General features: G+C 38.4%; 11 protein-coding genes. 4 read left to right on the top strand and 7 right to left on the bottom strand.

What is annotated here, in order from left to right:
* Positions 1-58 precede the first annotated feature (58 nt).
* Together LPB86_RS08750 and LPB86_RS08745 are read right to left on the bottom strand one after the other, a co-directional pair.
* Positions 59-628: an RNA polymerase sigma factor gene (locus tag LPB86_RS08750; protein WP_230642437.1), complete on the bottom strand. Its 570-nt coding sequence runs from the start codon at positions 626-628 to the stop codon at positions 59-61.
* A 977-nt stretch (positions 629-1,605) separates the two neighbouring features.
* Complete coding sequence (locus LPB86_RS08745; protein ID WP_230642435.1) at positions 1,606-2,313, bottom strand: Crp/Fnr family transcriptional regulator; 708 nt, start codon at positions 2,311-2,313, stop codon at positions 1,606-1,608.
* Positions 2,314-2,926: 613 nt separating this feature from the next.
* Between LPB86_RS08745 and LPB86_RS08740 the strand changes: the two genes are divergently transcribed.
* The 3 genes from LPB86_RS08740 (at position 2,927) to LPB86_RS08730 (ending at position 6,864) form a co-directional block, all read left to right on the top strand.
* The gene (locus tag LPB86_RS08740) at positions 2,927-3,841 is read left to right on the top strand and encodes a hypothetical protein (protein WP_230642433.1); all 915 of its coding nucleotides are present in this window, start codon (positions 2,927-2,929) and stop codon (positions 3,839-3,841) included.
* A gap of 358 nt (positions 3,842-4,199) precedes the next feature.
* Entirely contained in the window at positions 4,200-4,868 is a 669-nt protein-coding gene (locus tag LPB86_RS08735) for a hypothetical protein (RefSeq protein ID WP_230642431.1), read from the top strand.
* 19 nt (positions 4,869-4,887) lie between these two features.
* The gene (locus LPB86_RS08730; protein WP_230642429.1) at positions 4,888-6,864 is read left to right on the top strand and encodes a hypothetical protein; all 1,977 of its coding nucleotides are present in this window, start codon (positions 4,888-4,890) and stop codon (positions 6,862-6,864) included.
* 64 nt (positions 6,865-6,928) lie between these two features.
* Here the strand turns inward: LPB86_RS08730 and LPB86_RS08725 are convergent, their stop codons facing one another.
* From LPB86_RS08725 to LPB86_RS08710, 4 genes are all read right to left on the bottom strand, one after another.
* Positions 6,929-7,174, bottom strand: a complete 246-nt coding sequence (locus LPB86_RS08725) for a hypothetical protein (protein ID WP_230642427.1) — start codon at positions 7,172-7,174, stop codon at positions 6,929-6,931.
* A 348-nt stretch (positions 7,175-7,522) separates the two neighbouring features.
* Entirely contained in the window at positions 7,523-7,879 is a 357-nt protein-coding gene (locus LPB86_RS08720; RefSeq protein ID WP_230642425.1) for a hypothetical protein, read from the bottom strand.
* Positions 7,880-7,999: 120 nt separating this feature from the next.
* Positions 8,000-9,529: a choice-of-anchor I family protein gene (locus LPB86_RS08715; RefSeq protein ID WP_230642424.1), complete on the bottom strand. Its 1,530-nt coding sequence runs from the start codon at positions 9,527-9,529 to the stop codon at positions 8,000-8,002.
* A gap of 81 nt (positions 9,530-9,610) precedes the next feature.
* Complete coding sequence (locus LPB86_RS08710; protein WP_230642422.1) at positions 9,611-10,171, bottom strand: helix-turn-helix transcriptional regulator; 561 nt, start codon at positions 10,169-10,171, stop codon at positions 9,611-9,613.
* 98 nt (positions 10,172-10,269) lie between these two features.
* Between LPB86_RS08710 and LPB86_RS08705 the strand changes: the two genes are divergently transcribed.
* A complete protein-coding gene (locus tag LPB86_RS08705; protein ID WP_230642420.1) occupies positions 10,270-12,651 on the top strand; it encodes a TonB-dependent receptor in 2,382 nt (793 codons plus the stop codon).
* A 67-nt stretch (positions 12,652-12,718) separates the two neighbouring features.
* Here LPB86_RS08705 and LPB86_RS08700 read toward each other — a convergent pair whose 3' ends face one another.
* On the bottom strand, positions 12,719-13,702 hold the full coding sequence (locus tag LPB86_RS08700; protein WP_230642418.1) for a cation diffusion facilitator family transporter: 984 nt from the start codon (positions 13,700-13,702) through the stop codon (positions 12,719-12,721).
* Positions 13,703-13,838 lie beyond the last annotated feature (136 nt).

Below are 13,838 nucleotides of genomic sequence, written 5' to 3'. Positions count from 1 at the left end.
GTAGAAGAAAATAAAAATAATTTTCTTAGCGTTTACGGGCAGCAGTAGACAGGCCAGCCTAAAAGAAGAATAGAATAGTAAACCTAATTTTGGTACGCAAGATGTTAAGTACATTGTTAATTTGCTTTTTCACTGTTTTATCAGAAATATTTAGCTTATCGGCAATTTGCTTATGAGACAAGCCCTCGTTTCTGCTTAATTCAAAAACCTGGCGCATCTTAGGAGGAAGGCTGCTAATTTCTGACTCTATCATCTTCCTCAATTCCTTCTCTACAAATTTATCATGGGCAGACTCATCCTGTACAATATCCTTTGTAAAGGAGCTCACATGTTTTGCAATCACTTTTTTATGAGCAATGATGTCTAGTATCTTATTTTTAACAGCGCCATAAAGATAATTATCAATATTTTCTGTTACCTTAAAATCATCACCCTTAGCCCATATGGTTGCAAATAAATCCTGGACAACATCTTGTGCCTCTTCTTCATTTTGCAACATTTTATAAGCATGTAAAAATAGGCGATGTTTATACCGTTGAAAAAGCTCTGTAAACGCAACAACATTTCCCTCCTTAATTAAAGGTAAGAGGGCATCATCAGGAAATATTTTTAGGTTAACTGCACCCATTTTCAAAATAATTTATGTTCGTATTTACAATTCCATTAAAACTAAAAATTGGCAGGCTTAATTAACAACCAGTAAAGTAATGATATACGTCAATTTAAACCGGTAGGTTTTACAGACAACTAAAATAAATGAAATGATTTAGTTGTAAGCCTTTATGCAGCCATTTAGGCCGTTTAAAGCAGATAATCTATGTCACAAACAGATAAATGCTCAACACTCAACTTAAAACCGAACATCAATTGGTTACAAATAAAAATGATATTTATCATTATCTATACCTAATGAGTTCAATTTAAGTTCTGGCTTTATTTAGGGGACTTGCCAAGGAAGATTATACAATCGGCCCTGGCTGTCCGATTTCCCCCCGGACATGTCCCCTATTTTTTTAGAAAAACCTGGCAACCTAACCTCAGCCGATAACACATCTACTTTAACAATTTGGTAATATTGCTTTATTAATAAAAATGGAGTAGCAGTGCTTAAACCAACCGCATTAACAGTGTTAAATAAATTGGGATAATTCGGGCTCTTAGAAAAGATTGGGAGGTAATTTTTCATTGCTTTAAATTTTAGCATATAACAAATCCTTTCTGCTGTAAAAAACGATGTAGGGTGGCGGTGCCGTCTAAGAGACAATTCATTCTAAAACTGATTAAGCACAACTATAGTTGTACGGGTTTACAAAGACAAATTATTTTGGACTCTCCACTACCAGAACGGTAATGTAATTGATAATATTAAGATAAATGCATTTACATTATCTTAATGTAAGACTTTAATAAGGCTAAGGTACAAATAATAATCAACAAACAACTAAATCATATTAGTGTTTTACTCAAATTAATATTAGCATTTTTAATACCCAACTATTACTCCTGCAAGTTAGCCTTAGACTCCTCTACTATGACAATACATTTATCCTGCTCCAATTACTGTAGGCAATACTTAATGTCAAAAGCAGTTCCTGTAAATGTTCATTAATGCCCTGATTTACTTATTGCAACCAGTTGTTCCAAATCTGTTACCCAAATACTGCTACCCTGCGTTTTAATAATATCCTGCTTTTTAAAACCAGCCAGTACCCTAATTACATGTTCTTTAGATAGGCCTACAAAATTAGCTAAATCTGTGCGGGAAATGTTAATTTCAACCTGCGAGCCGCTTACCAAACCTGCCTTAGATTTTTCTCTCGATAAAATGAGCATGACAGCAACACGCCTTTCAGCCGTATCGTTTTTACAAGCGGTAAGGTTTATAAATACTGTAAAATCATGTGCCAAAGCCTTTAGCAACGCATCCGTAAACGCAACGGAACCTCTCTTTACTTTAAAAAACACTTCTATAGGGATAAAAGCGACAATACTTACCTCTAAGGTTGCCGCCGAGTGTGAATGGTTTTTCTCTGAAAAAACAGAATGGTAACCAATCAACTCTCCCTTTCCAGCAATATATATGATGCTCTCTTTACCTTCGCCCCTGTTAAAGTACTTTTTAACCTTTCCTTGCTTAATAAAATACACTCCATTTGGCGCTTCACCTTCACGAAATATGATTTCTCCTTTTTCATAGGTATGCTGCTCAGCCTGGTTAATCATTAAATCATATTCGCTTTCTGTAAGCGAATTAAGGATAGATTGGTCTATATAGTTCCAATCTTCAATTTTAAAAATACCATACAAGCTCATATGTTAATTTTTATTGGGTTAAAAAGGTTTCTATTATAAATCCTGGCATCATCAGATTTCAAATCCATAACTGGCGAAAATAATTTCCAGCCAGCCGAAATTTCAAATACGGGCTTTACTTACTAAACCAGTTATTATACGCTTCAAGGCACTTTATCACACTTTTCATAAATAAAGTTCCCGCAGCACAATATAGTTAATTGAAAAGGAAATAAAACCACAATGGTTGTAGAATTAGAAGATCACTTAAACTGAGAATTGGTTAATTTACTACGCTAAATGACCTGCTTTGCAATAACAGTATTCCGTCATAACTGCTTAATAGCCTGCTTTTAGCGCTATAGTAGGTTTCGATTACCAATTCCAAACAAGCATTAATTAATTATAAAAACCGCTTGAAAACTTTTAAAATAAGCTAAGTGGCCAGTACTTACTAAAGCGGTCAGTTTAAATGGCATCTAACTGGCCATTTCAGTGTGGATTCTCCAGGTTATTAAAGGTATTCTTAGTGGGTCTCCAGTCGGCAGAATAGATATAATAACTCAAATAGTTAAAAATAAATTTGGGTTAATACAAAAATAAAAAACATACTATGCTCCATATAGCATAAAGTATGGCAAAGAAAAACAGAAAAGCCCCAAGGCGCGATGATGAGTTATGGAAGGGCGCCTTAGAAGAGGTTTTTGACGACTTCCTTCGGTTCTTTTTTCCAAATGCAGATGAACTATTTGCCATGGACAAAAGGTTTACATTTTTAGATAAAGAATTCAACAAACTTTTCCCATCTACAGAGGATAGTGGTAAAGTACGTTTCGTGGATAAATTGGTACGTGTGCATTTAAAAGATGGTGGGTCAAGGTTTATCCTGGTTCATGTGGAGGTGCAGGGAAAAAAGGGAAATGAAGATCTTAGTGCGCGTATGTTCAGGTATTATTATTTGGCCAGGGATAAACACAACGTATCTATTACCGCATTCGCCATTTTAATTGATGATGTTAAAGGTTATCTGCCCTTACCCTATCGTGATGAATATCTTGGTACAAAGCTTAGCTATGAGTTTAATACCTATAAACTCCTGGATCAGGATGAAGCAGAACTGAGAAAAAACCCAAATATTTTTGCTGTAATTGCATTGGTGGTTCTGCTGGCTTTAAAGTATAAAAATGCCAATGATCAAGATCTGAAAAGTATGAAGCTCGATTTAGTTATGGAATTGACTAAGAGAAAAGTAAGTCTAACAAAACATAATGCAGTGATGATGTTTTTGACCTACTATGTAAATTTTGAAAACCCACAAATGTTCACGACCTTTGAAAAAGAAGTAGAACAACTAACAGGAAGGACAGTACCTATGACAGTTAAAGAAATATTAGTTGGCAGAGCAGTAAATCAAGCTCGAGAAGAAGTTAGATTAGAAGCGCTGGAAGAAAAACAGCAGATTGCTAGAAATCTTATCAACAAAGGTATCTCATTAGAGATTATCTCCGATGCTACCAGTCTTAGTATTGAAGAACTTGCTACGCTTTAAATTTACAAGCGGTAAGATTTAAATAATAATTAAACTGAGATTTGGTTTATTTAATACGCTATACGATTTGGCTCAAATATTCCCCAGATAATCCCACAAAATAATACATTAAGCTTCAGATTTAACGGCAGCACTGGAAACAGCGCTGCCGTTTTTGTTGATTAAAAGACTCAATTCTGAGCTGTAAAATACCAACTACTAGGTATTTTAAAAATGGAAGATAGTGTTCAATTTTACAGGAGAGAAAATCATATTTTAAATCGTTAGATCACTCATAGTCAACAAGGTTTTGTTTTTTGAATATGTTTCCCCCTTGCTGTTTAAATAAGATGCTCATTTACATTTAAACACAACATATATGAAAAGAAATTTACTCCTCTTGCTTATGGTATCCATAGGCAGCATTTCTTACGGACAATCCTGGGACCCGGACATCACAGAAGGCCAAAAAAGTCTCTCGCTCCAATTGGGCACACAGGGTATTGGGCTCCAATTTAAATATCAGCTGATTAACAACCTCTCGGCAAGGGCAGGCTTTAGCATACTGCCTGTAGAAACCGACAAGGTGGTGCAATCTTTTAGCAACGATACAGACGACAGGCTAAAAGCGTCTTTTACAAATGCCCATTTACTTTTAGATTACCCAATTATAGGTAAAAGTGTTAGGTTGGTATTGGGCGGAGCTTACTTTTTTAAGGCTGAGGGCACCATAGAGAGCAAGGCCGTGGAAGGGTTTAAACTGGGAGACCGCCAATTTACCGCAGAAGAAATAGGAATGCTCGTAATCCGCTCTGACTGGAAGGGGCTAAGACCTTATGGTGGTCTTGCCTTTTTCCGGGACTTTCCTAAAAACAAGATCAATGTATCTCTGGATTTGGGACTTTACAATTTGGGTGCACCAGAGGTAAGTACCAGCTCTACCGGCATGCTTTATCTGGATGAAACCAACCGCCAGCGTTTAGAAGACAATTTAAAAGATTATAAGTGGCTGCCAATTATACAACTGGGCATCAACTACAAGTTTTAAAATATTTAATAATAAAATTATGAAGAACATTTACAACAACAATAAAAAAGCCTGGGTATATGTGCCATTAATGATCTTAGGATTGTTGATTGGCCTGTGGGCATGTAAAAAACCTACGGATGGAATCGTTGTGTCTATGGACATGTCTGCAGTTACCGGAACCTCAAAATACCATATTCTGGTGCAGGTACGAGATGCTGCAACGCTAAGTAAAACCCCTACGGGCACAACCGTGGATGTAACAGGACAGGATGCCGCCTTTATCATCAACAGCTCGGGATCTAAAAAACTGACGGTACAGAGTGGCGGTATCATTGATATAGCCATAGACCCCAGCAGAATTCCTCAGCTTAACCGTCCGGTTTCATTTGATTTATCTGTAAACGCTACTGGTTACCTGCCTCAGGTTCGTCAAATTCAGGTAGCTGCTGCAGAATATGACCAGAAAGTATATGTTGACCTCATCAACATTAAAACCCCACCTGCAGGTGTAGTTTTAACAGAAGCTAACCTTTCCTTAAGCAATGGCGCAGTAGCTGCGACTACAAAAATCAATTTAGAGAATGGTAAGTTAGCTACAATAGCACCGAACGCTATACCAAATACGAAGCAGGTATCTGGCTTACAGGGGGCTAAAAGAAATACTGCTGACGAAACTAAACCTGCTGATGTGCCATTGAGCGTAGCAGACGGTTTGGTGACTATGGTATTTCCTAAGGGTTCTACATTCTACTACAAGGTTTTAGATACCGGAACGGTAAAATACACCAAGTCGGTTCCTAAGTATGATACTGTGATGCATAAAATTAACACCAGCAATCCAAATGGAAAAGCAGAAGACATCCCGGTAATTAGAATTACAGGATATTACGATACCGAGGTAAGCGGGCCACGGTATAAAAAAGTAGCTTACACTGGCGTGGTAAAGATCATCAGCCAGTCAATTGAGTACAACAACAGCGAAAACTTAAAAGTATTCCCTATAGATCCGGATGGCCAGGTAGATTATGGAAAGAACATAAAACTGCTGAATAAAAGATCGGGACAAGAAAACAGGTTACTCTTTGATGCCATTACAGTAAAAACTGGTCGTCCGGTTACTGAAAGTTTTTCAAACCAAGTAAGTTTCTACGGGGTTGATAAAGACGGCAAGAATTTCTCTATTAGTCCAGATAGCACCTACAAATGGTTCATCAGTTACACCCTGGCAGCAGATAAGATGAACCCTATTACAAAGAAGATACTCGCGGCAGGTGACTCTGTAGAGACCGGGATAGACTTTAAAAACGACACTACGTATAGGACAGCGGTAAGGGCAGTCACAATTGGAGGTAAATCCTACCTACGTACAGATTGCCAGTCGGCAAATGTTGGATTTTACTATCCCGCTGATTATACTCAAACCTACAACCTGAGCGTGATCACCACTTTGCCTCTGGCCATCAAGAACATTCCAGATAAGGAAAACATGTCATTTACCTCTTATGTAAGGATGGGTGACTACACCTTGTTTCTCCCTTTTTATCCGGGAATGGCAGATATAGAAAAGCCAGTAAATTATTCCGGGAACATTGTTTCCAGCTCTCCCATTACTGACCCCAGGGTGATTTATAATATCTCTTACTGGTGGAAGCCCCTTGTAAATGAAACGCGGGCAACCACTTTCAACGGGCAGATTAATCTATTTTCGGGTGTAAATATCCAGTTAGAGCCCAGAATAGATTTTGAGATGTGCATAAAGTGTACAGACAAAAAACTCATCATTACGCCTAGTCAGTGGGGTTATGTAGTAATGCCGGATGATTCTCCGTATAAGCGCTTACAGAGAAGTATTAACCTGATAAATGGCAAATGGTCTACCCAAGGCCTTGCCATCGGTGGCAACTATACGGCTACGGGTTCCTTTATGGGGAAAAATCCTAAATACAAAATGAACTTAAAAACAACTACGGTCCGCGATACGGCCTTTATAGATTGCCGTGCAATAGGAATGTAATGAACACATACTAAAAAGCGCCAGGATAGATGTCCTGGCGCTTTTTTATGGATATTATTTTAAGCTAAGCTTGTTTTTTTCTAAAAGGCTCAAAAGACTCCGCAATTCCAATAAGATCATTAGGGGAAACCAGTTCAGGATTATGAAACTGACGGGATAAGATGTCATCAGAAATGTTTAATGTTCCTGTAGTTGTATTTACAGCAATCCCTGCACTTACCTTTTTATAAGAAAGGTACTCTCCCACTTCAGGATGTAACTCCTTGAGTCTTACAAGTACTTCATAAACTACATAGATGGCCAACTGCATGTCTCAAAAATACGTAACTTTATTTTAACAATAAGGGAATAGTGTAATAACAAGGCAAACCTCCTTTCAATAATTTGTTCTATGACACATCAACAGCATAAGAGACTGAGTAAATGTAGACTTGATTTAAAGACATCCATACAAAAAGCGCCAGGACATCCATCCTGGCGCTCGTTTTATCAACTAAACCTAAACTGTATAAATATTAACCAGATATTTATAGCACAAAAGTAAAGCTGGCAGGTTAAGGAATTGCTAAGAATTCATGATAAAATCTATCATGGAAAAAAAAAATCCATAAAAAAAGGCCCTTATAAAAAGGGCCTAAAACTATTAAACTTGAAAAACCTATGCTTTTGAAATTTCTGGTGCTGTTGGATCTACTTTTAAAGTAGATTTTGACGCAGCCTTTTTAACAGGAGCTTTTGCTTTTGCAGCCTGCTCTGTTTTAGTTTCAACCTCTGCAGATTTAATCGCCTTGGCTTCTTTACTTTCTTCTACCAGGGCAGCTTTGTCAAACTTAACTTCCTTAACTAGTTTTCCTGCAAGTTTACCCGCACTTTTCTCTATTTCCTTGCTAACTTTTTTGTTTTCTGAAAGTATGCCTGCTGCTTCTTTTAATGCAGTAACCAAACTAAACTTAATGTCTTTCTCTGCTTCTTTCTTGGCCGTTTTAACCAAAGTATTGATTTTCTTCTTATTCATAATAACGTGATGGGTAACCAAAGATACAATAAGCCAATGTTAATTTCATATTATCATTATGTTAACTGATGGCTTATGTGTTAACATTGGCTGAATTTATTGAACAATAGCCGGCAATTGTTACAATATTGTTTCTGGCGTGTATACTTTTAAAACGCCATCATTTTCACTGCTCACCACCAATAAGCTCTTCTTCGTTGGACTGTTTTTGGCAGGGATAATTAAAACGCCTTCAGGCGCATCACCACATTTTAGGATTTTTAAAAATACCGGAGCAGCCGGATTAGTGACATCATAAACAGCAACGGCATCTGCGCGTTCCAAACCTACAAAAGCTACATTCTTATGGCCAACCTTACCTACAGTGATTCCTTCTGGTTCCACAGATTTATCGTCACTACGTCCGTCGTCATATGCAGTAGCTTCCACACATTTACGGTCCAGTTCATTTTTACTATCGTAAACCTGGCTGCCAGTTAAACCATTCCACACACTAAAAGAACGTGCACCAAAAGAATAGAGTTCATCTAAATCACCGTCGCCATCAGTATCACCAAGGGTAGTCGTGATATTTAACCTACCTAACTGGGCATCTGTTTTCAGCGCAGTAGCATTTGGAAATACAGTTGCATCTAACTTTACATCTTTGTTTTTTATCCTCAAAACTTCCGAAAAAGCATCATACTCTCTGGCATCACCTTCATTGGCAGTGAAGAGATAAGGTATGCCATTACTTTCCAATATAGCAAGTGCATCTGGCATATAAACGCCTTTTACAGGCCATTTAGCGGCAACATAAACACCATTGTCATCCGTAGGGTCTATTTCATTGCCGGTTACATTGTAATCTTTAAAACCCAGCGGAAAAATATTGGTGATGGTTTTAGAGGCAATATCTATTTTAGCGATGGCATTATTTTCCTGTAAGGTTACCCAGGCCGTTTTCGAGTCCGCAGAAATGGTAATGTATTCTGGCTCTATATCTTTAAGAAAATTCTTTCCAGGTCCAAAAATACGAAATCCTTTAGCTGTCAAAGCAGCTAACTGACTCGCCATACCTGCAAAGTTGATGGTAGTTACCGCATAATTATTTTCTACAGATATAATAGAAACGGTGCCTTCAGGATCATTTGTATACGACGTATTTGGTTCACCTTCATTTGCCGTCATGATGTATTTACCATCCGGAGAATAAGTAATCATATCAGGCAAAGCACCTACTGTAATTCTTTTAACCTCAGCATAATCGCTGATATTAAAAACCGCAACCAATCCGTTCGCTTGCTTGTCTGTAGATTCAATAGCCGCAGCAAGCTTACCATTAGAAACGGCCACGCTATTCACCGCACCGCCATAAGGAGCCATTAAAATTGAAGAGATGACCTTCATGTTGGAAGGATCTTTAAAATCTACGACATCAATTTTGTTAACCGCACCATTGTTCACCACAAATAAGCGGTTGGTAGAAGGATCGAAAGCACTGATCTCCGCAGCGCCTGCATCTCCGATATCCAATGAACCTACCTCTGCAAATGTAGCAGGGTCTTCATTCACAAAGAATTCCTGTTCTGGCTCGGTTTCTTCAGTATCGTTCTTTTTGCAACTTGCAAAACATAAAAAAAGGGCAATAAAAAGTAAATTATATTTCATGTATAAGGGTTTATATAAGTTACAAACCTACCCTTACACCATTAAAATCATTTTAGCCCAGCATTATGACTATGTTAAGGGCTAAGCTGAAATTGGGTCTGTACGATGTGATTTAGCAGGAGAAACTCCCCAGTACCGCTTATAGGCCCTGCTAAAGTGCGATGCATTCTGATAACCCAGCATATAGCCTACCTCCTTCACTGTTCTGCCATTAGCAAGTTCCTGCTTTGCCCGTGTCATTTTCATTACATGCACATATTCAAATATCGTACTTCCAAATGCCTTTCTAAACACCTTCTGAATAGCATTTTCAGTCATCCCCATAATATGGCAAAGTTCATGGAAAGTTGGTGTTCTGCAAAAGTCTGCCAGCAAAAGTGATTGTATCCGCTGGGCAACAGGTACATCTTCCTGGGTTTTGCTAAATAGCCTACTCATCCCTTCAAGTACCCTCCGTTCAAGCAATGCTCTTTTACCATCCACAGAGGCGGTAGTAGATTGTAGTTGTTGCAACAGGCCAAATAGTTCAGCCGGAATGGCCAAGGTAACCAAGCCCTCCCCTCTTGCACTTTCAATCTCTTTATTTACGATCTTATTTGCCTCCAATTCCCCTGTTGCTAAATGGTATAAAATAGTTGCCAAATGGTAATTTAGATGAATTCTAAATGAGCACCTTTGTCCCGCTAAAATAGTAAATAGATTTAATCTAAATAGCGAATTAAAGAATTAAATTAAGACGTATGACCACAAAACTACTCAAAGTAACCCTCTCTGCCTTTTTAATGTGCTGCAGCCTGCTTGTTGCCGCACAAACAGGTAACATACATGGCACCGTTCGCACTTCAGATGGTGGACCGGCAGCTTTGGTAAACATCACATTAACAGGAACAAAAAAAGGGACAACTGTTAATTCAAAAGGCGGTTACACTTTAAATAACATTAAACCGGGGAATTACACCTTAGTGGCCAGCTATACCGGACTGCAAACACAGTCAAAACAAATCACTGTAAAAGTAAACGAAACATCAACAGCAGACTTTATGCTCGCAGAGAATAATGAGGCTTTGCAGGAGGTGGTAATCGCTAAAAATAAGACCAATAAATTTTCAAGGAAAGAAAGTGAGTATGTATCACGTATGCCATTAAAAAACCTTGAAAACCCACAAGTATATTCTGTAGTTAGTCATGTTTTAATGGCAGAGCAAATGGTCGTAGACTACAAAGATGCACTATGGAACTCGCCTGGGGCTATTCCATCGGTAAGTCCGGCAGGTACCGCCAGCGCTTATATTCGAGGTTTTAACGTAAGTACAAGTGTCAGAAATGGCATGGCGGCACAATCTTGGACATACATAGATCCGATCAATGTAGATCGTATTGAAATCATCAAAGGTCCATCAGGAACTCTTTTTGGCTCAAGCATTGTTTCTTTCGGGGGATTGATTAACCAGGTTACTAAAAAACCATTCGATACTTTTAAAGGGGAAGTTTCGACTACCATAGGTAGTTATGATTTTAGCAGGATTGCTGCCGATATCAATACACCTATAAACGAAGACAAATCTGTTTTGTTCCGTGTAAATACTGCTTACCAAAATGAAGGAAGTTTCCAGAATTATGGTCATGCACGTACTTTTACATTTGCCCCTAGCCTTTCTTACAAGGTAGATGACCGTTTAACTTTATTGTTTGATCTCGAAATCTTTGCACAAAATAAAACTCAAAATCCCTATCCAACTTTCTCCGGGCCTGTTTCCACGTACCCAGGATTTTTCGCTGATGGAACGATGAAAAGCATGAGTGATGTATTGTTAGATTATCAAACTTCATTTGGCGGGGAAAATATAGATGCCAAAGTAATGTCCCGTAACTTTTACACCCAGGCAGACTACAAAATCTCAGACAGTTGGAAATCTACCACAACCGTGGCTTATAGCAATAGTCATGTGGAGCGCAGCCTTCAAATTTATCCTTTATTTGTTTCACCTTCTCTTGTAACCCGCCGTGTAACTGATTTTGGACCACGAGATTTCAACTCTATTGACATACAGCAAAACTTTACGGGGGATTTTAAAATAGGTTCATTTAGAAACAGGCTTGTAGCAGGTGCAGATGTATTTACATATCACGGTAAACAGAAGTACAGCAACCAAATTACTTATGACAATGTAGCGCCCATTGACATCACCAAGCCATTTACTTCTATAGTTCTAGAGCGATTAGATCAATTGGCAGCCTCTACAGCAAGTAACTACCAAACAGCAAAGCAAAATATTTTTAGCGCTTATTTTTCAGATGTGTTTAACATCACCGATAAGTTTAATGCAATGGTAAGCTTGCGTGCAGATCGTTTTATGAGCCAACCTAGTGTTACTAATGGTATAGTAGGTACTAATAATTACAACCAAACTGCCTTCTCACCTAAGTTTGGACTAACCTACCAGTTGGTTAAAGACCAATTGAGTTTATTTGGAAATTATATGAATGGATTTTCCAATGTTGGCCCTGTTACACAGCCTGATGGCACCATCTCCATTTTTAAACCAAGACAGGCCAATCAAATGGAAGGTGGTGTTAAAGCAGAAGCATTTGATCATAAGCTAACTGCTACTTTAAGTTATTACGATATTAAAATCAGTAATGCTACCACCACTGAATTGAGAAATAACCTTGTTTTTTCTGTTCAGGATGGCACGCAACGCAGTAAAGGATTTGAAGCAGAAATTATTGCAAACCCTCTTGAAGGTCTAAACATCATTGCTGGTTATGGCTATAACGAGAGTATTGTAACCAATACTTCCACAATAGCAAATCTTGGTAAAAGGGTAACTGCTGCTCCTCAAAATGTAGCCAATTTTTGGATCAGCTATAAATTCCAGGAATACATCAAAAACGTAGGCCTAGGCTTTGGCGCCAACTACGTAAGTGATTCTTACTTTGATGCGCCTAACACCTTTAAAATTCCATCGTATTCTATTTATAATGCTTCGGTATTTTACGATCAGCCTAAATGGCGCTTTGGTTTAAAATTAAACAACATGACCAACGAAAAATATTGGAATTCTAGCCTTGCCTACCAAATGCTAAGGCAATATTTGGGCAGTGTGACCCTGAAATTCTAAGCTACAAAAACGCTCTCGCTTTTAAGCTTTTGCTACAGGCCCGGATTAATATCCGGGCCTTTGTATTTTAAAGTTGAACTGGTTCCCTTTCGTAAGGTTCTACGTGAATGAGCACATCTTTAATCTGCAGTGCAGATTGCAGGAGTTCATCTTTAACCTGGTGGGCCACCTCATGAGCATCAAATACAGTTGTATTTCCTTCTACTTCTATATGCATGTCTACATAATATGCCAGTCCCATTTTTCTAACAATACACTTCTCTACCCTTTTCACTTCAGGATGTAACGAAGCCATGCGGCTAATTTCGGCGATGAGTTCATCGGCAGGCGCGCCATCCATAATTTCAGAGAAAGCAGGTCGTATAATTTTTACCGCATTGTAAATGATAAATAAGCATGCCAGCAAAGCAGCCCAATCATCCGCACCCTCATATCCTTTACCCATAAACAGTGCGATGGAAATTCCGATAAATGCGGCTATGGAAGTTATGGCGTCACTGCGGTGATGATAGGCATCCGCTTTTACAGCCTGGCTATTTAATTTTACCCCTACCTTCATCACATAACGAAACAAAAGCTCTTTGGTGACCACCACAATAAATAAAACCACCAGGGTAAAACTACTGGGTAGTACGTGGGGTGTAGTGATAAAAAAAACAGCATGCCAGGCTATCCAGCAAGCCGCCAGCATCAGGAAAATGCCTATTAAAACTGCAGCTATAGGCTCAGCCTTGCCATGGCCATAAGGATGCCCTTTATCTGCCGGTCGCTGCGCATACAATAATGCCAGCCATAACAGTCCCGAACTAATTACGTCAGCACCAGATTCCGTGGCATCCGCAATTAAAGCATAGGAGTTTCCTACATAGCCAGAAATACCTTTCACAAAAATCAGGATAATGCTAATCACTATACCAATTTGAGTGGTTCGTATGGCCTCCTTAGATGGAGAGATGTCTGGTATTTCCATCCTGCAAAAGTACCAATTTTTACAAGAAAGGTGCCCAACTGCATCCAACCATTTTACATCAGCTAAAAACAGACCAGCCATTTTCTTTACAAAATGCTAATACTAACGTTATAACCGCTTAATCTTGATGTAGTAATTTGCAATTAACAAATCATCAGGTTATGAGAGCTATTATAAATCCGTTAGTATATTTTTACTACAACCTCAGCCCAATCAA

It is taken from the genome of Pedobacter sp. MC2016-14 (assembly GCF_020991475.1).
In the GTDB taxonomy this organism is placed as follows: Bacteria; Bacteroidota; Bacteroidia; order Sphingobacteriales; family Sphingobacteriaceae; genus Pedobacter.
The sequence above is the reverse complement of the archived record's forward strand: the minus strand, read 5'-3'. Positions and strand labels throughout refer to the sequence as shown.

Coding starts and splice junctions, on each gene's coding strand:
- LPB86_RS08750 (WP_230642437.1), bottom strand. CDS start 628: ATGGGTGCAGTTAACCTAAAAATATTTCCTGATGATGCCCTCTTACCT.
- LPB86_RS08745 (WP_230642435.1), bottom strand. CDS start 2,313: ATGAGCTTGTATGGTATTTTTAAAATTGAAGATTGGAACTATATAGAC.
- LPB86_RS08740 (WP_230642433.1), top strand. CDS start 2,927: ATGGCAAAGAAAAACAGAAAAGCCCCAAGGCGCGATGATGAGTTATGG.
- LPB86_RS08735 (WP_230642431.1), top strand. CDS start 4,200: ATGAAAAGAAATTTACTCCTCTTGCTTATGGTATCCATAGGCAGCATT.
- LPB86_RS08730 (WP_230642429.1), top strand. CDS start 4,888: ATGAAGAACATTTACAACAACAATAAAAAAGCCTGGGTATATGTGCCA.
- LPB86_RS08725 (WP_230642427.1), bottom strand. CDS start 7,174: ATGCAGTTGGCCATCTATGTAGTTTATGAAGTACTTGTAAGACTCAAG.
- LPB86_RS08720 (WP_230642425.1), bottom strand. CDS start 7,879: ATGAATAAGAAGAAAATCAATACTTTGGTTAAAACGGCCAAGAAAGAA.
- LPB86_RS08715 (WP_230642424.1), bottom strand. CDS start 9,529: ATGAAATATAATTTACTTTTTATTGCCCTTTTTTTATGTTTTGCAAGT.
- LPB86_RS08705 (WP_230642420.1), top strand. CDS start 10,270: ATGACCACAAAACTACTCAAAGTAACCCTCTCTGCCTTTTTAATGTGC.
- LPB86_RS08700 (WP_230642418.1), bottom strand. CDS start 13,702: ATGGCTGGTCTGTTTTTAGCTGATGTAAAATGGTTGGATGCAGTTGGG.